This window comes from Spirosoma soli, assembly GCF_042684525.1.
Classification (GTDB): domain Bacteria; phylum Bacteroidota; class Bacteroidia; order Cytophagales; family Spirosomataceae; genus Spirosoma; species Spirosoma soli.
Map to the genome: position 1 here is coordinate 146,442 of NZ_JBHULN010000005.1, position 18,188 is coordinate 164,629.

An 18,188-nucleotide genomic window follows, 5' to 3' on the forward strand; every position below is an offset into this window, starting at 1 on the left:
CGTAGTGGTTGAAGTCGATAAAACTTATTTAATAGGCTTATATCAATAAAAAATAAGAGATAATAAATAGAAACTGCCCATTACAGACTAGCGAAGTAACTAGTTCATAGTGAGCAGCTTCTAGTGAGAGAGACCCGTGTATAATTTATATGTTAATATAGTATCATTTTGTAATATTTTAACGACTTTTTAATGCAGTAATTTCAGCAAGTAATTGATCATTTGTCTGCTGTAAGAGGGTTATGCGCTCAGTCAGCTGAAAGAGTAGAAATTCCATGTTTCGTAGGCGCTCCTCAGTAGTGATGGCGGCCGATGGTGAATCAAGTTGCTTAAACATAAGTCCCTCTCCCCGAAGCAGCCAGTCGGCATTGACCTGCGGGTAAGCCACCAAAATCTTTTCAATCGTATCGTAACGCGGTTTGAGTCGACCGTGAAGAATGTGATACACCTTTTCGCCCCGCCGTTCACCGAGTTGCCGGGCAAATTCGAGTACGCTCACATTAAGCGCATCAATTAACTGCTGAAGGCGAGATTCGATTGTCATAGGCGTAGGGCCAAGGGCTTGGGGCGGAGGGGGTATGGTCCAACTCTTTGCCCCAAGCCCTCTGCCAATATTACATAAAACTGCGTAAAAATAAGGCGTAATAGTTAGGAAATGGGTTTGGTTTTTACGCAAAACTGTGTAATTTTAAACCAGTAAACACGACCCTTTAAAAAGGCAAAAGGGACCGCAAAACGGGTCCCCTGCTTGAACAGTAAACAACAAATACTAATGAACACACAAAACAAAGGCCAAATTGAGACAATTCAAAGCGATGATGCTCTGAAACCGTACCAAAAGATTCATGAACTTACGGGCGAGGTGGTCAGTAACGGGGCCGCCCGGCGGTATAAATATCTGGAAGGACACCCCCGCCAATACCGGTTCGATGCCAAAGAAGGTGTGTTCAATATCAATGGTACCGAGAAGCTGGGCCGCACCCTTACCTTTCAGCCAATCGCCTGGCGCATTTTCACGGACAACATCCTGAACATGGGCACCAAGAACTGGGCGGAGATCTTTTTTATCGACGATAAGAACTGCGTATCGGCGGTGCTGTTTCATGGCTACTCGGTCGATAACATCTTCCGGCTGATTGAACCTTTGTATTACGATGACCTGACATTGGCCGACGTAGTAATCACGGCCGTGGCCGAGAAGAAAGAGAACACCAAGATTCAGCCCAAAGGTGTTTATTACATCGCGACGTTCTCGTATAAAATGGGCGACGTTGAAAAAACGAAGGAGCTAAAGCAGTTTGCGCAGGATGTTAAAGTATTCCGGCAGGAAACGCTCACGGACATTGCCAACATTAAAACGGCAATGAACTACTATAACCCCTTCGCCATCGCAACCGAAGAGCCCGAGTTGCTGTCGCCCGGTCAGATTTAATTAACGGAGGAAAGGAACACTGAGCAAGAGAGCCATTTACACACGATGGCTCTCCTCTCTTTTGTGTCCTTTTCCTCCCTCTCCCTTGTTTTATGATTACTCAACCCATAATTACGTCTCCTCAACTGCTGACATCGCTTGGCGACGACTATCGCGCCTTGCAGCGGGTGTCGAACTCTGATCTGACAAGGTTGAAGGAGGAGCATTTAGGTTATTGGTCAGTACCGTCAGCCCGGTTTATTCCGGAGAAGGCGAAAGTGTTTGGGCGAGCGTTTCACCAGCATTTGCTCGAACCCGAAACCATCGGTACGGTGATGCAGCAACTGCTGCCCGACATGACTCCCGATAACGGCGTACTGGCACCCAAGCAAACTGAGCAATTAGCTACCCTGATGCAAACCATCCGCCAGGACGCATTCTGCCGTCGGTACCTGCGCTTGTCGGAGCGCGAGCGGGTAGTGTTGTTTACGGACCCAGTTAGTCAGGTAGCCTGCAAATCGCGGCTGGATATGGTGTACACGAGCCCGAAACGCCGAAATGCCCTAATTATCGACGTTAAGACAACGTCCGCCCGCACGCAGAGCCAGTTTCTGGAGTCGTGTTATACGTATGATTACGACCGGCAGGCCGCGTTTTACATTGATAGTCTTCGGCATGCCGACAGCGCCGACTGGGCCACAACCCGGCAGTTTCGGTTCGTGTTTATTGGCGTTATGAAGCAGCGGCCGCATCGGCTGTTTGCCGTAGATGCTACGTCGATACCCAACTTTATTGACTACGGCCGGAAGAAGTACCGCTTCTGGCTCCGCAAGTGGCGCGAAGAACAGCAAACGTTTGAGCCCTCGGTTCAGGCCTGGAGTATGAGTGCATAAACCGAATACGGTAACCCCAAACAAAAATCATTATGAACGCTTCCATCATCACATTAACGCCCAGTGAACTCCACTTCGATTGGGGTACCGATGGGTTAGTGCTATGGATTGAGGAATTAGATGGTGCCGACAGCATTGTGGGTCAACTCGATGAGGTGCTGAACCGTATTGCGTTCGCCATCGAATTACAAACCGGTTGGGACCATCGGACAGACGGCGCTACGTTGCACCCGCTCTATGGCTACCGCCTGCTGTTGCGCGATGCGTCGGGGCGTTGGAACGCCGTTAAGACCGACGAGCACGGCCAGTTTGCTAGCCTGATTCCTCTCGAAGAGATGGATTATGAAATCGCCTATGATAAAGTCATGTGGATGGATTAGTAATGCGGGTGGAAGCCCGCTTTGATAAAAAGCGCCGGACCTGGAAACGAGTCCGGCGTTTTTGTTTTAGCAACTGAATGTGCTAGTTTGGCCACATGGCCGAAAACATCCATGACAGGTTTTTCAAAGAAAACTTCTCCCGACAGGACATTGCTATTGATTTTGTACGCGAGTTCTTCCCCAAACATTTAGTAGGCAAAATCAATCTGGATACGCTAACTATAACTAACAACTCGTATACTGACCCAGCGCTGGACGAATATTTTGCGGACATAGTGTATACCTGCAACTATCAAGGTGAAACGACAATTGAGGTTGCAATACTGTTCGAGCACAAAAGCTACAAAGAGAAGTATCCACACTTTCAATTGCTACGGTATTTACTTAACCGCTGGGAAGAAGCCCGCAAGCAGGACCAGCCACTGACTTTGCTGATCCCGGTGATAATTTACCACGGCAAAGCCCGATGGCCGTATGAATCCTTACCAACGTATTTTGGCTCGGTCGATGCCAATCTAATGCCTTTCTTGCCAGCTTTTGATTATTTATTGGTTGACATCTCGCGGTATCCCGATGAACAGATCCTAAATTTTCAGAATAAGTTTCTGGCAACGTCGTTGTTTCTGATGAAACACCGGGAAAACGAAGAAAGGTTACTAGCGCAGAAGGAACGGCTGTTTGTTTGGTTAGAAGAGATCATCGACACGGAAACCGGCGAGAACTATCTGCACACCAGCATTGTATATTTGTCGAGAAACCTGGAACTTAGACCTAAAGAGTTTTTCCAAAGCTTATTTTCCTTTAAACGTACCAGTTCTAAAGTTATGAGCACATACGATCAGATAGTTGCAGAAGGTGCTGAACGCACGTTGGTTGTACTGCTCAAGACAGCCCATCAGCAAGGTATTGACATTACCAGGCTGGCCAATCAGGATTACGGCCTATCAAAAGAGCGGGTAGCCACGATTGTTGAGAAGATCAAAAAAGGAATTTTATAGATAAAGGCATATGTAAAAACGCCGGACCCGGAAACGAGTCCGGTGCTTTTGTTTATGGGCCACGCAACCTTCTCTCGCTGGTTTGCATCTTTACGAAAACAACCCCAGCAACAAGCTTATGAAAACGCTCATTACCTGTTTGTTTTTAGCCTTTGCGGTAATACCAGCATTCGCTCAGAAAACGATTGACGCCAAAGAGATCATTGAAAAAATTAATAGAAGGCAAGCCGTTTCGTACCAGAACGTAACCATTACGGGCGACTTCGATTTGACTAATCTGGCCAACCGTAAGGAAATTCGGGAAGGCAACTGGCGTGGTGATTCACAACAATTTTTGAGTGTTGTTGACGTGCCAATGACATTCAAAAACTGCACCTTTAAAGGTAAATTCCTGGCGTATCGGACCGAAGAACAAGAAAAACGGCTACTGAACATGACGAACATCGTGTATAACACCGACTTTACGGAAGCTGTCACGATTGAAAATTGCCAGTTCGAAGACAATGTAGCGTTTAAATATTCGGTATTCAGTCAGCGCGCTCTGTTCACCGGTAACACCTTCCGGGACGAAGCACTGTTCAAGTACACTAAATTCCGGAATGCAGCCGACTTTAGCGGATCAACGTTCCGCGACTATGCCGATTTTAAATACACCAAATTTGATGAAGCCTCAGCGTTCCAGAAAGCTTCCTTCGAGCGGGCTGCAGATTTCAAATACACGAAATTTGACGAAGGTGTCGATTTTCGGCAGGCTCGTTTTAACGGCAACGCTGACTTCAAGTACACGCACTTCCCACGCGGCACAAAGTTCGACGATGTGCGCTTTGAAGGCTCTACCGACTTTAAATACACTACGCTCGACGGTCGTAAGTTCGCCCCGAGCAGCCGGTAACTCGGTTGTTAATCTAACGAAAAGCAGATTCCAGCCAAGAGAGCTGGAATCTGCTTTTACATTTAAGGCGCTTTTGAATAACACAGCGGCAGCTAGCGCAGCATGGATGTAAGAGATTAACCCTCCGGTTAGATCACAAAACCTAACTATTGACTTTCCAAGATAGGTCAAAATCCAACCTCCAACCCTTTTTTTGCGTTTACTAGCGTAACATCAAGTCATACAACGCTTTGAAACGTACGACCAAAATTCTGATTGCGCTTGCTGTCCTGCTGGTCATAGCCCGGTTGCTGCTTCCTTATTTCGTACTGAAATACGTCAATAAGACGCTGGCCGATATGGGTGATTACACGGGCCACGTTGACGATATTGATATTCAACTTATTCGGGGGGCTTATCAAATTGACGACCTGCGTATTCGAAAGATCAATGGTAAGATAAAGGAACCCTTTTTGTACATACCCAAAACTGATTTATCTGTCGAGTGGAAGTCCTTGTTCAAAGGCAAGCTGGTGAGTGAAGTGGAAACTTATGAGCCGGAACTTAACTTTGCCTTCAGCGACGATGAAGCCAGTAGTCAGACAGGAGCCGAAGTCGACTGGACAGCCTACCTCAAGAAATTACTTCCCATCAGCATCAACCGGTTTGCCGTCATTAACGGTAAAATCGACCTGACCAGCCTAGTGACGCAGCCCCGCGCTGATTTGTCGCTACAAAACTTTCAGGCCGAAATTCGTAACATCCGCAACGTCGAGGACAAGAGTAACAAGTTACCTTCTCCGGTAATAGCCACGGGCGACGTACCAGGTTACGGCGGTACCATGAACTTCTCGGCCAACATGAACCTGCTAAAGGTCATGCCGGACTTCGATTATAATCTCCGCTTCAGCGACATTCAACTCGTTAAGGTCAATGAACTGGCGAAAGCCTATGCTAACCTGGACTTTGAACGCGGTACGGTAAGTGTCTATAGCGAGATGGCTATGCTGGATGGTAAGCTGAATGGCTACCTGAAGCCACTGACCAAAGACATGAAGATCTTCAAGCTCAATGAGCACGAGGGTCGCTCAGTGGGCAAGTTCTTTACCGAGTTGGTGGCTCAGGCAGGTACGGCTATTCTAAAAAATCAGAAGAAAGACCAGGTGGCCACGCGCATTCCACTCAACGGTACCGTTGACGACATCGAAACGGCGGTCTGGCCAACCATATTCGGTATTTTACGTAATGCTTACATTGAAGCATTTAAGGGTGAGTTCGACAATACCATCACGTTACAGGACGCGCTTAAAGATTTCAAGGATGATTACAAGGCCAAACGCGCCGAGCGGAAACAAGAGCGAAAAGAGAAACGCGAAGAACGTAAGCAGGAGCGTCAGGAAAAACGAGAAGAGCGTAAAGCCGAACGCCGAGAGAAAAAAGAAAAAGCGTAGCAGTCAGAATTCCGACCGCTACGCTTTGGTTCGTTCCTGTTGGGAAGTCGCGCTGAGAGCCAACATGTCAGACACGTCTATCAAACAATTGGTTATCAGGGTTTCCGTTGCGTCATGGTATCCTTGCGGGCACCCGACTCGGTACGTCGAGGAGTGTATTCCCGTTTCATTCCACGATCTGTTTTCGCCTTCTCAACATTGTAATATGGATTGTTCGTATTGTCGTTTTTCAGCTTTGTTCCTAACGAATGCTCGGGCAACGGCTTCATTGGAGTTACCGAAGCGGGTTTTGTAGCTCCAGCCCCGGAAGTAGCTGAACCAGCCGCAGGCTTGGCGGCACCAGATGCAGCCGCACCAGATGTTGAAGCGGTTGAGCCAGTTGCCGGTTTAGCAGCGGCCGACGACGATTTAGTTGGCTTAGCGGCCGAGGCCGTAGCATTGGATGCTGAGGCTGGCTTACCTGCGCCAGTCTTAGCTTGTGGAGATGCAGTTTGAGCCACTGCTACACTAGTCATCAGCAGTAGCCCTATCAAAAGCTTGTTCATAGGTTGTGTTAATATTCCTGAATAGGACTATTCTAGAGCGAAATTTGTTTGGCGGGCTAAGCAGTTGGACACCACAAAAATTTTACGCACCCATCTTTAGGCGCCTTCACCTTCTTAACCAGACATAGCATTTACCGCTAGATAACCAGATCACCGAATGGTGTCTACTCGGGTGGCTCCACCGCGTCGTAACGAGTCGGACCGCAGCCGCCGTTGCTTCCGACCTTTAGGCCGGGTTGTGTCTTGCGCCTGTTGCATTTTTAACTGATCACCTTTACTAACCTTCTGCAGTTGAGGCTTAACCGGGTTGGCCTGGCGGGTATCTTCGGTTGAGGTCGATTGCTGCATAACAGGTGCCTGATTGCTCTGGGCCGAAGCGCCAACCGCAAAACCGAGGCTCAAGAGGCTGGCAATAAACATGGTACATTTCATAACGTTGATAGTTTAGTCTATGCATAGTAACGACTGACCAAGGCGTTAAGTTACGGTTCGGCTGGCTTATCGAGGAAGTGACCCAGTACGGCATCGGTGTCTTCTCCTAATGTTGGTGCCGGCCAGGCTGGTTGAGCAGGGGTTGCCGAAAACTTTAACGGAACGCCTATACTATGTATCGGTCCCGCTACTGGGTGAGTTTCCCTAAGAATCATACCCCTCGCTTGCAGGTGCGGATCGTTTTCAAGTTCGTTAAGGCCATAAACGGGTGTTAGGAGAATATCCTGCTCCAGTCCAACCTGCGTCCACTCGTCACGATCTTTCTCCGCAAATACGCCCTGAATCTGCGTTTTGATGTCGGCTAGCTGAGCCGGGCTTTGGTAGGTGTTGATCATACGCCAATCGGGTTTGTTAACCAGGGTACAGAATCTTTCCCAGAATTTTGGTTCCAGCGTACCAAGGGCTATATACTTGCCATCGCGACATTGATACACACCGTAGTTAGGCAAACCGCCCGATAGCGGCATTGTTCCACGCTCTGGCACTTGACTCGTTCCAGCGAAACTAGCGTAGGCCACCGACAGCAACGGCATGACGGCATCCGTCATAGATACGTCAACGTGCTGACCTTCGCCGGTACGTTCGCGGGCGTACAACGCCGAAAGTACCGCCATTACCCCCATGTATGAACCACCCGCAATATCGGCCAGTTGAACTCCTGGAATAGTTGGCGCTTCCGTTGGCGTTTCGCCCGTTAAGCTCAGTACACCAGATAAGGCCAAATAATTTAGGTCATGCCCCGCCAGGTTCGCATACGGCCCTGTTTGCCCGTAGCCCGTAATAGACACGTAAATAATGCGTGGATTGACAGCCCGGGCTACTGGGTAATCTATGCCAAGCCGAGTTAAGTAGCCCGGCCGAAACTGCTCAACAACCACATCGGCGGTTTTCACTAATGCCAGAAATTTATCCTGTCCTTCTGGTGTTTGATAATCGAGTAAAACGCTTCGTTTTGAGCGGTTGTAGGCTAGATAATTAACCGACTCACCCTGAACGTAAGGCGGAAACGCACGGACGTAATCGGGCGCATGGGGCAGTTCGATCTTGATCACTTCGGCGCCCATATCGGCCATGAGCATGGTACCGAGCGGGCCAGGTAGCAGCCGGGTTAGGTCAAGGATACGTAGGCCTACTAACGGGCCAGTGGTGGGTTTACGATCGGGCATGGATTCAAGTTATTTTTCGCCTTTTCAAAATAGAACCCTGATTTTGGTGATTACTATGATTTTTCACTAAACAGCATTAGTGTAAGCTTTTAATAGTCAGCATGATCTTAAAAATCATAACCATCAGCGTTCTATACATGACAATCTGGTGTGGAATCTAACCACTTTGTGCATCTTATTAGCAAGCAGTCAGACAGCGCATGTTCCTGAAACGGTTCCGTAAATCTAAACCCTCTACCGACGCCGAGTACGTCGCGGCCTACCGAGCCACGGGCGATCTGGCCGTATTGGGCGAACTCTACGAGAAGCACATGGAGCTGGTGTACGCGGTTTGTTATAACTACCTCCGCGACGAAGAAGAAGCCAAAGACGCAGTCATGCACCTCTTCGAGCAATTAGTGACCGACCTGCGTCGACATGATGTGCAGCAGTTTCAGCCCTGGCTGCATAGCGTGGCCCGAAACTATTGCCTCATGCTCCTGCGTAGCCGAAAGACACACGTAATGGCCAGCCTTGACGATACAGACCGAGACTTGCTGGATCAATCAGGCAAAGACGAAAGCGCTACGCCGGTGCAGATGTCCGTCAGCGACGAGCCAGACCTGGAAGAAGACCTAAGCCGGATGGAAGCCTGTTTGCAGACGTTGCCATTTGAGCAGCGCACCTGCCTAACCTTGTTCTATTTGGAACGAAAAACGTATACGGAGGTGGCCAACTTAACCGGATACGATCTGAAACAGGTTAAAAGTTATTTGCAAAATGGCCGCCGAATGTTGAAAATTTGTATGAATAAATAAAGCGGCTGACCCTGCTTCGGCAATACGATAAATGCGTGGCCTACGGCCCACCAACAAAACGATGAACGAACAACTAACCTTTGACGATCTACGAGCTTATCAGGACGGGCGGCTGAGCGGCCCGGCGCGATACCGTGTAGAGCGCCTGTTGCTCGAAGATCCGTTTTATGCCGATGCACTAGCGGGCCTGGAAGCCATGCAGCAAAAAGCCGCTGACACCACGGCACGGCCAACTGCCGAGCAGCTGGCCAGCCTACGCGACGCCCTGCACGAGCGCATTCATCAGTCAGCCACCAAAAAACGGCTGTGGCCCCTCTGGATTGCGACGACTACGGCCGCTATCCTGTTCATGCTGGCCATGGCGATCTATTTTATTTTCTTCGCACCTAAACAGCCTACCAGGCCCAAACCGGTACAAAAACAAACGAGTCAATCTGTGCCGCGGGCCACAGACTATTTTGCCGGTAGCAGTTCTATTACGTCACAAGCTCATCTAAGGTTGTAGCCTACCCCTGATTGTACACAGGTTTGTAAGCAACAGCATCAATGACAATTTTGGCGATGATCTCGCGCATAATTTCCGATGAACCGCCCGCAATGGTTCCCACCCGAACGTCGCGGTAAGCGCGGGCAATGGGGTAATCTTCAATATAACCATAGCCTCCGAAAAATTGCAGACAGGTATCGACCACTCGTTTCTGCATTTCCGACGTAGCCAGCTTAGCCATCGAACACTCTTTCACCACTGTTTCGCCCTGGGTGAATAGCCAGCAGGTGTGGTAAACAAACTGGCGGGCCATCTCGATCTCGGTCGCTACGTCGGCAATTTTGTGGCGAATCGCCTGAAACGCGCCAATTTTCTTGCCGAACGCTTCTCGTTCATTCAGGTACTGGAGGGTCCAGTCCAGCGCTAGTTGCGCACCCGATACCGACAATATAGCCGCCACCAGCCGTTCGAGTTGCAGGCTCTCCATGAGGTAGTAGAACCCTTTATTCTCCTGTCCAATCAGATTAGCTGCCGGAACGCGTACCTCATCAAACCGTATTTCGGCCGTATCGGAACTGTGCCAGCCAATTTTATTGAGTTTTGTGCGCGTCACGCCGGGGCTATCCAGGTCCACCACCAGTAGACTAAGGCCGTTACTACCAGCCGCCGGACCATTTGTCCGGACAGCGAGCGTTACAAAATCGCCATAGGTGCCGTTACTGATAAACGTTTTGGTCCCGTTAACAACAAATTCGTCGCCGGTATCGGTGCGGATCGCCGTCGTTCGAATGGCTGATACGTCGGAGCCAGCATCGGGTTCGGTTATGGCTAAAGCAGCGACTTTATGGCCCGCAACGGCCGGTGCCAGATACCGCTGTTTCAGATCATAACTGCCCACTTTTGCAATATGGTTAACGGCCATATATTGGTGGACACTAACGGCGGTTGAGAAACCTCCCATACCACAGCGGGCCAGTTCTTCCAGAAATACCACCGAATACCAAAAATCGGCATTTACACCGCCAAATTCTTCGGGATAAGGCAGGCCCAGGTAGCCTAGTTCGCCCAGCCGTTGAAAGACGGAAGCGGGAATTCGACGATTCGTTTCCCAGGCTTCGGTATGCGGAATGACTTCTTTATCAATGAATTGACGGACGCTCTGCCGGAACAACTCGTGTTCTTCCACGAAGTAAAGTGAATAGCGTTTCATGCGTTGCTGATGAGATAGTATAAGTACCGTAATTTCTAATGAACAAGCTAATCTGAGAAACTGTATTTCAGCCAAAACCTAAAAAGTAGCCTATTGTCATAAAACATTTAAGAAAGGTCGGGCGTTAACCGGGCGTAACACCTTGTTTCATGTTCTATGTTTCGCTCAATTTCGCTACGCTCGACAAGTCTATCCGTTCTATTGGTTTTAGCCTGTTTATCAACCAGTTTAGCGCAACAACGCTTTAGTGCTGGCCCGAGAGTAGGCTTGAATTTATCTAATTATTGGGGCAACTCAGATTATATGCATATCAAGCCGGGCTTCACGGCAGGCGCTTTTCTGATGTACAGCTCGCTGAACCACTTCGGTATTTCGGCCGATGTTCTCTACTCGCAACTGGGCACTAAGTACGATGGCCCCATACAGGGTTTCAACGGCAATAGTACGTTCCGTCAGCGAGTTAACTACCTGGAGATTCCCGTTGTAGCACGCTACTTTTTGACCTTGTCTGGTAACTTTCGACCCAATATTTTCATTGGTCCTTCGCTGGGAATCAAACTAAACGCCAAACGGGTGGGTGGCAAGCTAAATGGCAACGATGAGCCCCGCTTAAATGGTGATAACAACAATGATTTTAACGACCTGGATCTGGGAGCAACCGGCGGTTTTCAACTCAACTGGCGTGCAGGCAACCGGCAGCGCTTCCTGATCGATGCTCGTTATACGCTGGGTCTGACTGATGTACAAACCAATTTACCGAATCTATGGGGTCGACGTAACTCACTTCAAAATTCGGCCATTACACTTACTTTGGGCTATGGTTTTGGAGTGGGTCGTGAATACCCTAGCCGCTACAAACGGTAGAGTCGGCGCTAAAATAGGTTTCCAGGATAATTAATTCGGTTCTGTTTACCTTGCGGGCACGATTAAGGATTCCCACAATCAATCGTTACAGGTATCTTTTCAGTAAATCATTATTTTTTATTTCATGTCTGGTTTAACTTCATTGCGTTATTTTTTCGCTTTACTCCTTCTTTCAGTTTGTGTATCAACGGCTTCGGCCCAACAACGGTTTAGCGCCGGGCCTCGGGTGGGTGCCAACATGTCTACCTTACGAGGAGACGTCGACGGATATAAACTAGCGCCAGGCTTCGTAGGCGGTGTTTTCCTGATGTACAGCTCCTTAAACCACTTTGGCATCTCGGCCGATGTACTGTATTCACAACGGGGTGGTAAATATTCGGAAACGGTTACGCCCCAAGCCGGCAACCCAGTAACCAATACGTTTCGCCAGCAGATCAATTATCTTGAAATTCCGGTCGCTCTCCGTTACTTTCTGACCCTAAACGGCAACTTCCGGCCTAACATTTTCTTTGGTCCATCGCTGGCTTTACCGCTCAGCGCTAAACGAGTCAATACCAAAAGCAATAATGTAGACCAGCCTGATGTAGACAATTCAGACGCCTTCAAAAATACAGACCTGGGCATTTTGGCTGGGTTCCAGTTAAACTGGCCTGGTTTTGGCGAACGCCAGCGTTTTCTGATCGACGCCCGCTATACACTGGGTTTAGGAGACGTAACGAAGCTACCTATTTCTGGAGGCCGAGGTTCACAAGACATACGTAGTTCAACCATTACGCTCACGCTCGGCTACGGCTTTGGTGTTGGTCCCGAATACCGCAGCCGCTACCGTCGCTAGTCATATCAAATATGCGCTGTAGGTGGTCAAGTATTGTCAGGTGATGGCTAAGAAGTAGTCATGAGTGGTGAGCCGCTTAACACTGCTTGACGATTTCTGACAATATCTGCCTGACTACCTACCAAATCGCTTCAGTCGTTCCCGAATGTGCTCTGACACTAACGGGAACGACATTTTTTTGATAGGCATTAGGGCCATCGTGGTGTAGTTACGAATCGTTTACCATTCAGGCTCGTGTTGGCCAGATCTCGGAATTGCCCACACCCGGCAATGAATACTTTGGCCGTACAAACCAACGGCCACGCTTGTTTCACGTAACCGAAGAGTAAAAATAAGAGTGTTTACGCTGTCTTTGGGCTAGCTAACCAAAAGCGCTGGCCCTGTCATCGGCTAGATTTTGTATTTTTGACACTTCACGACCTACTATAATTGCTCATGACCATCTTGCGGTCCGTCTTTTCTGCTTTACTGTGCATTTTTTTGTCCGTAACGGCTTTTTCGCAAACGAACTTACCTACCTTTTTACAAGCTAACAACCGTACAAACCGCTGGGCCGACTCCGTTTTTGCTACGTTAACGCCCGACGAGCGTATTGGTCAGCTCATTATGGTGGCGGGTTACTCGAACCGCAAACCAGCTTACGAAGACTCACTCGTTACGCTCGTACGGACCAATAAACTCGGTGGCGTCGTGATGTTTCAGGGCGGCCCCATCCGACAGGCAAAGCTTACCAACCGTCTGCAAGCCCTTTCGACGGTGCCGTTGCTGATTGCTATGGACGCAGAATGGGGACTGGCTATGCGGCTGGACAGCACGGTTCGTTACCCGTACCAGATGACCCTCGGAGCTATTCAGGGGAATGACTCGCTCTTGTACCGAATGGGCGCTAACCTGGCCAAGCAAGCGCGTCGGTTGGGCGTTCACGTTAACTTTGCGCCCTCTGTCGATGTTAACAACAACCCAAATAACCCAGTCATCAATTTCCGGTCGTTTGGCGAAGATAAGTATGCGGTTACTCGCAAAGCGCTCGCCTATATGCGGGGTATGCAGGACAACCGCTTGTTAACCAGCATCAAACATTTCCCCGGTCACGGCGATACCGGTACGGATTCGCACTATGATCTACCACTCATCAGCAAAAGTCGGGCGCAACTCGACTCTCTGGAATTGTATCCGTTCCGGCAGCTTATCAACGCCGGAGCAGCGGGCGTCATGATCGCTCACCTGAGCATTCCGGCTTTAGATACGACCCGCAACCGCCCCTCTACCCTTTCGCCCAATATTGTCACTAACCTGCTGAAAAACGAACTTGGCTTTCAGGGATTGATTTTTTCGGACGCCATGAACATGAAAGGCGTTACGAAATACTTTCCGTCGGGACAGGCCGATGCATTGGGTATCGAAGCGGGTATGGACGTACTCGAATTTACGGAAGATGTGCCAGCGGCCATCGCCCTGATTAAGCAAGCCGTGGCCGAAGGGCGCATTACGCAGGAGTCGCTGGACGCGCGTTGCCTGAAAGTGTTACGGGCGAAAGCCTGGGTGGGTCTGGACAAGTATAAACCCATTGTGCTCGACAACCTGGTACGTGACCTTAACCCTGTGCAGGACGAATTACTAAACCGTCGGCTCACCGAAGCAAGTCTGACTGTCCTCAAAAACGATCGTAATATCTTGCCCCTGCAACGTCTGGACACGTTACGTATCGCGTCGGTAGCCATCGAGAGCGATAAGCTGACGGCTTTCCAGCAAATGGCGGCCAACTATACGCAGGTCGATCACTTCAACCTGACGTCTAAAACGCCGGATTCATTAGTTGCCCAAATCCGTGATTCGCTTAAAAACTATAATCTGTTGCTGGTTGACGTTCACCTGAACAACATCCGGCCGGGCGCTCGCTACGGATTGCAGGCTAAAACGGCAGGGTTTGTCAGCGAACTGGTCGCTACTGGTAAGGCTGTCGTGACGGTGTTCGGCAATGTTTATGTGTTAGATAAATTAACCTTCCCGGCCGATACGGCGCAGCCTAGTCGCAATATTGAACAGGCCCGGGCTATTGTGATGCCGTATCAACTGACGACCCACACCGAAGAACTGTCGGCGCAGTTAATTTTTGGAGCCATAGGAGCCTCAGGCAAATTACCTGTAACGGTCAACCAACGCTTCCGGCTCGGCGATGGATTACAAGTTCAGCCCATTGGTCGGTTGAAATACACTATTCCTGAAGAAGTGGGTGTTGATGGCCAGTTTCTGGCGCAGCAGGTCGATTCGCTGGTTAACGTCGGCATCACGCAGCGAGCTTTTCCGGGCTGCGTGGTTCAGATGGCGAAAGACGGTAAGGTTATTTTTCGCAAAGCGTACGGCACGCATACGTATGATGCCTCATTGGGGGCAGAACCCAAACCCACACAGCTCGATGATCTCTTCGATATGGCATCGGTGACTAAAGTCAGTACGTCGGTGCCCGCGCTTATGCGGTTGGTCGATCAGGGCAAATTTAACCTGAACGGCAAGATGGCTGATTACCTGCCTGAATTCAAAAAATCGAATAAAGCCGACCTGCTCTGGCGCGACGTATTAACCCACCAGGCCCGGCTGAAGGCCTGGATTCCGTTCTGGATGGACACCAAGAACCCCGACAGCACCTGGAAGCCCAAAACGTTTAAATCAGCACGGTCGGCCCGCTATCCAATTGAGGTTACCGACAGCTTGTACCTGTTCAGGAAGTACCCAAAAACGATTTTTCAGCAAATCAAAGACTCGCCCCTCAACGCTAAAAAAGAATACGTTTATTCGGACTTGTCGTTCATCCTTTACCCTCAGATTGTGAAACGGCTGACGGGTGAAAATTTTGAAGATTACTTAAAAACCAACTTCTACAAACCGCTCGGAGCAGCAACTCTGACCTACAATCCACGTCGGTTTTACAGCCTCAACCGAATCGTGCCAACCGAGTATGATTCGCTGTTTCGTAAGACGTTGATCTGGGGACGCGTTCACGATGAAGGAGCAGCTATGCTCAATGGCCTGTCGGGACACGCTGGTTTGTTCGGCACGGCCAACGACCTGATGAAACTAGTGGAAATGTACCGCCAGCGAGGCAGTTATGCCGGTCAGCAGTTTATATCGGCCAAAACGATTGCCGAGTTCACGCGCTATCAATTTCCGGAGTTGGGCAACCGACGCGGCCTGGGTTTCGAGAAGCCATCGTTTACCTACACGGGTAACGCCCCCCGCTCGGCAACGAAGGAAAGCTTTGGGCATTCGGGCTTCACGGGCACATTCACCTGGATTGACCCAAACCCGGCTTACAACCTTACGTACGTGTTTTTGTCCAACCGAGTCTACCCAACCCGAAACAATAACAAGATTACGGCGTTGAACACCAGAACGAACGTTGCGGAAGCGTTTTACCAGGCAATCAAGCGCGGTATTCAATGAAGAACTATCTTATCCACTTATTAAACTACGAACTCTGGGCGAACCAGCGTGTAATTGAGTCCCTTGAATTAGTAGACAATCCACCAGCGCGAGCCATTGCCATCATGGGCCACATTTTGTCGGCACAGCAGGTCTGGTTGGGTCGGGTCACGAACGAAACCACGTTTGTATCCATCTGGGAAGACATTCCCGTTAGCTGGCTGGGCGAAACCGCCGAGCGACAGCATCGCCATATCGTCAGCTACGTAACCGGCCTGGCAGAGTCAGAACTGTTGCGATCAGTCGAGTACGTCACGTCTCAAGGTGAGTCTTATCAGAGCACACTAATTGACATTCTGACGCACATGAGCCATCATGCCGCCTACCACCGTGGACAGGTTGTACAGCTTATTAGGCCTCAACTACCCGAAGCACCCTTCACCGACTTTATTATTTGGGCGCGGGAAGCGTAGACGAAAGAGGAGAGCGAGGGTTTTACTTGCTCTCCTCCTGCGACACTATCTCATAGCACAGTTATGCTACGCGTTGTGACAACGGGCTCACGATTCGTGACCTTTATATCGCGAATCATCATCTCCAGCCCATTTGTTACTTTCAATGTATAATCGCCCGTATCTAAGTTAGTTAAATTCAGGCTTAATCGAACTTCAGTCTCTGCCGAATTCATGATCCGTTCAAAAATCTGGGTTCCTTTCTTGTCGTAGAGCTGGACATACACCTGTCCACCTAATTCTTTGTCGACGTTGATGCGCAGTTTTGCTTTATCTTTTGTCAAATAAACACCCATTTCATAATGGGCTAACTTCGTAGGGCGAGGCACTCGGGGGCCAGATTCACCAGTCCCACCAGCGAATGTCAAAGAGCTAATACTTAAAGCTACTACCAGCGATTTAACGAACGTACTCATGACTAGGTCTTTAAGAGAGTTGGAGATAGGTAAGCAATGTGGTGTTTTGGAATCGACACCGTAAAGACAAGCCAGGAATCGAATGAATCAGTATTTGTAGCTGAGTGGTCGTTCTAATCCACGAACGGTAAGAGGCCATACGTTTACCGTAGTAGGCCTAAGAGATTGATGGTTAAAACATTAACTAACAATATTATAAGGTTACTTAGCTTACATCGACGGAACGTTTAGCTAACCTAATTACGACCTGAATGGCTGCTAAGGATATAGGTTAGTGTTTTGAGCCCTGTAGGGGCTCAAAACACTAACCCAAACGACTTTTAAAACAATGCAACATGAACGTACTCGACAAATCAACGATATTAGGTTTCGTGCTGAGCATGCTTTCGGTGGGGCTATTTACCAGCGAGATATCAGTAGAGACCGACCCCGTTAAGCAGGTGGGCCATGGGCCGTCAAAAGCTTTCGCAAAAGGTGCCGATGTGAGCTGGTTGCCGCAGATGGAAGCAACGGGCTACAAATTCTATAACGATCGGGGAATTGAACAGGACTGCTTCCAAATCCTGAAAGATCACGGCATTAATACCATTCGGTTGCGAACCTGGGTAAATCCATCAAACGACCCAGTCAGCGGCCATTGCAGCAAAGAAGAAACAGTTGCCATGGCCGAGCGCGCCCAAAAGTGGGGCATGCGTATCATGATTGACTTTCATTACAGCGACAGTTGGGCCGACCCTGGGAAGCAAAACAAGCCAGCCGCCTGGCAGGGCCACGATTTCCCTACGTTGTTAACCGACTTGCACGACTACACCCGCGACGTTATGAAAGCGCTGGCTACCAAAGGTATCTCGCCCGAATGGGTACAGATCGGCAACGAAACTCCTGGGGGCATGATTTACCCGGAGGGTAGCACAGCCAACTGGGGTCAGCTGGTCCAGCTCATCAACAAAGGCTACGAGGCCATCAAGGCAGTAAGCCCACAATCGAAAGTGATTCTCCACCTCGATCAGGGGAACAACCGGGAACGGTTCCGAACCTGGTTTGATAGTGCACAGGTGCACGGGGCGAAGTACGACGTCATTGGCTTATCGTATTACCCCTACTGGCTACCCGGAAATCCAGACTACACGCTTTCCATTAACGACTTAGGCACTAACCTCAACGAGTTAGTAAAGCGGTACGGCAAAGAGGTTATGGTTGTTGAGGTAGGAGGTGAAGACAATAAAGCGCAGAACACCTACGACATGTTGGTCGCCGTGCAACGTAAGGTTAGGGCGGTACCCAATCAGAAAGGGCTCGGGGTTATTTACTGGGAACCAGAAGGGGCCCGGAGCTGGAGTAAGTACGGCCTAAGCGCCTGGGGCGAGAATGGCAGACCCACCAAAGCCATGGATGCGTTTTTGATTGACTAAATGGCTTGTCACTGGCAACTTAACCAAC

General features: G+C 49.4%; 19 protein-coding genes. 13 read left to right on the forward strand and 6 right to left on the reverse strand.

The features are described 5' to 3' along the window. Nucleotides 1–178: 178 nt before the first annotated feature. The gene (locus ACFSUS_RS10095; protein ID WP_381522122.1) at nucleotides 179–544 is read right to left on the reverse strand and encodes an XRE family transcriptional regulator; all 366 of its coding nucleotides are present in this window, start codon (nucleotides 542–544) and stop codon (nucleotides 179–181) included. Nucleotides 545–772: 228 nt separating this feature from the next. On the opposite strand from ACFSUS_RS10095, the gene ACFSUS_RS10100 reads away from it, so the two are divergent. The 6 genes from ACFSUS_RS10100 to ACFSUS_RS10125 all read left to right on the forward strand — a co-directional run bounded on the left by ACFSUS_RS10100 (nucleotide 773) and on the right by ACFSUS_RS10125 (nucleotide 6,004). Then, the gene (locus ACFSUS_RS10100; protein ID WP_381522123.1) at nucleotides 773–1,432 is read left to right on the forward strand and encodes a hypothetical protein; all 660 of its coding nucleotides are present in this window, start codon (nucleotides 773–775) and stop codon (nucleotides 1,430–1,432) included. A 92-nt stretch (nucleotides 1,433–1,524) separates the two neighbouring features. Then, nucleotides 1,525–2,304, forward strand: a complete 780-nt coding sequence (locus ACFSUS_RS10105) for a PD-(D/E)XK nuclease-like domain-containing protein (protein WP_381522124.1) — start codon at nucleotides 1,525–1,527, stop codon at nucleotides 2,302–2,304. A gap of 32 nt (nucleotides 2,305–2,336) precedes the next feature. Continuing rightward, the gene (locus ACFSUS_RS10110; protein WP_381522126.1) at nucleotides 2,337–2,684 is read left to right on the forward strand and encodes a hypothetical protein; all 348 of its coding nucleotides are present in this window, start codon (nucleotides 2,337–2,339) and stop codon (nucleotides 2,682–2,684) included. A 95-nt stretch (nucleotides 2,685–2,779) separates the two neighbouring features. Beyond that, entirely contained in the window at nucleotides 2,780–3,682 is a 903-nt protein-coding gene (locus ACFSUS_RS10115) for an Rpn family recombination-promoting nuclease/putative transposase (protein ID WP_381522127.1), read from the forward strand. A 118-nt stretch (nucleotides 3,683–3,800) separates the two neighbouring features. Then, complete coding sequence (locus ACFSUS_RS10120; RefSeq protein ID WP_381522129.1) at nucleotides 3,801–4,574, forward strand: pentapeptide repeat-containing protein; 774 nt, start codon at nucleotides 3,801–3,803, stop codon at nucleotides 4,572–4,574. Between the two features lie 230 nt (nucleotides 4,575–4,804). Continuing rightward, on the forward strand, nucleotides 4,805–6,004 hold the full coding sequence (locus ACFSUS_RS10125; protein ID WP_381522131.1) for a DUF748 domain-containing protein: 1,200 nt from the start codon (nucleotides 4,805–4,807) through the stop codon (nucleotides 6,002–6,004). A gap of 95 nt (nucleotides 6,005–6,099) precedes the next feature. Here the strand turns inward: ACFSUS_RS10125 and ACFSUS_RS10130 are convergent, their stop codons facing one another. From ACFSUS_RS10130 to ACFSUS_RS10140, 3 genes are all read right to left on the reverse strand, one after another. Then, nucleotides 6,100–6,549, reverse strand: a complete 450-nt coding sequence (locus ACFSUS_RS10130; RefSeq protein ID WP_381522133.1) for a hypothetical protein — start codon at nucleotides 6,547–6,549, stop codon at nucleotides 6,100–6,102. 150 nt (nucleotides 6,550–6,699) lie between these two features. After that, nucleotides 6,700–6,981: a hypothetical protein gene (locus ACFSUS_RS10135; RefSeq protein ID WP_381522135.1), complete on the reverse strand. Its 282-nt coding sequence runs from the start codon at nucleotides 6,979–6,981 to the stop codon at nucleotides 6,700–6,702. A 50-nt stretch (nucleotides 6,982–7,031) separates the two neighbouring features. Further along, the gene (locus ACFSUS_RS10140; protein WP_381522137.1) at nucleotides 7,032–8,207 is read right to left on the reverse strand and encodes a CaiB/BaiF CoA transferase family protein; all 1,176 of its coding nucleotides are present in this window, start codon (nucleotides 8,205–8,207) and stop codon (nucleotides 7,032–7,034) included. Between the two features lie 200 nt (nucleotides 8,208–8,407). On the opposite strand from ACFSUS_RS10140, the gene ACFSUS_RS10145 reads away from it, so the two are divergent. After that, nucleotides 8,408–9,004: an RNA polymerase sigma factor gene (locus tag ACFSUS_RS10145; RefSeq protein WP_381522139.1), complete on the forward strand. Its 597-nt coding sequence runs from the start codon at nucleotides 8,408–8,410 to the stop codon at nucleotides 9,002–9,004. A 61-nt stretch (nucleotides 9,005–9,065) separates the two neighbouring features. Next, the gene (locus tag ACFSUS_RS10150) at nucleotides 9,066–9,509 is read left to right on the forward strand and encodes a hypothetical protein (RefSeq protein WP_381522141.1); all 444 of its coding nucleotides are present in this window, start codon (nucleotides 9,066–9,068) and stop codon (nucleotides 9,507–9,509) included. A 1-nt stretch (nucleotide 9,510) separates the two neighbouring features. Here the strand turns inward: ACFSUS_RS10150 and ACFSUS_RS10155 are convergent, their stop codons facing one another. Next, nucleotides 9,511–10,701 carry an acyl-CoA dehydrogenase family protein gene (locus ACFSUS_RS10155; RefSeq protein WP_381522142.1) on the reverse strand — a complete coding sequence of 397 codons (1,191 nt, stop codon included), beginning with the start codon at nucleotides 10,699–10,701 and terminating at the stop codon, nucleotides 9,511–9,513. Nucleotides 10,702–10,857: 156 nt separating this feature from the next. Between ACFSUS_RS10155 and ACFSUS_RS10160 the strand changes: the two genes are divergently transcribed. The 4 genes from ACFSUS_RS10160 (at nucleotide 10,858) to ACFSUS_RS10175 (ending at nucleotide 16,293) form a co-directional block, all read left to right on the forward strand. Continuing rightward, the gene (locus tag ACFSUS_RS10160) at nucleotides 10,858–11,565 is read left to right on the forward strand and encodes a porin family protein (protein ID WP_381522144.1); all 708 of its coding nucleotides are present in this window, start codon (nucleotides 10,858–10,860) and stop codon (nucleotides 11,563–11,565) included. 124 nt (nucleotides 11,566–11,689) lie between these two features. Further along, nucleotides 11,690–12,400 (forward strand): porin family protein, encoded by a 711-nt coding sequence (locus tag ACFSUS_RS10165; protein ID WP_381522146.1) that lies wholly within the window; start codon nucleotides 11,690–11,692, stop codon nucleotides 12,398–12,400. A gap of 435 nt (nucleotides 12,401–12,835) precedes the next feature. Next, nucleotides 12,836–15,841, forward strand: coding sequence for a glycoside hydrolase family 3 N-terminal domain-containing protein (locus ACFSUS_RS10170; RefSeq protein WP_381522148.1), 3,006 nt, complete (start codon nucleotides 12,836–12,838; stop codon nucleotides 15,839–15,841). Further along, the gene (locus tag ACFSUS_RS10175) at nucleotides 15,838–16,293 is read left to right on the forward strand and encodes a DinB family protein (RefSeq protein WP_381522150.1); all 456 of its coding nucleotides are present in this window, start codon (nucleotides 15,838–15,840) and stop codon (nucleotides 16,291–16,293) included. The genes ACFSUS_RS10170 and ACFSUS_RS10175 overlap by 4 nt, the downstream gene beginning before the upstream one ends. 50 nt (nucleotides 16,294–16,343) lie before the next feature. Here ACFSUS_RS10175 and ACFSUS_RS10180 read toward each other — a convergent pair whose 3' ends face one another. After that, a complete protein-coding gene (locus ACFSUS_RS10180) occupies nucleotides 16,344–16,748 on the reverse strand; it encodes a hypothetical protein (protein ID WP_381522152.1) in 405 nt (134 codons plus the stop codon). 335 nt (nucleotides 16,749–17,083) lie between these two features. On the opposite strand from ACFSUS_RS10180, the gene ACFSUS_RS10185 reads away from it, so the two are divergent. Next, entirely contained in the window at nucleotides 17,084–18,160 is a 1,077-nt protein-coding gene (locus ACFSUS_RS10185; protein WP_381522154.1) for a glycoside hydrolase family 53 protein, read from the forward strand. The last annotated feature ends 28 nt before the right edge of the window (nucleotides 18,161–18,188 follow it).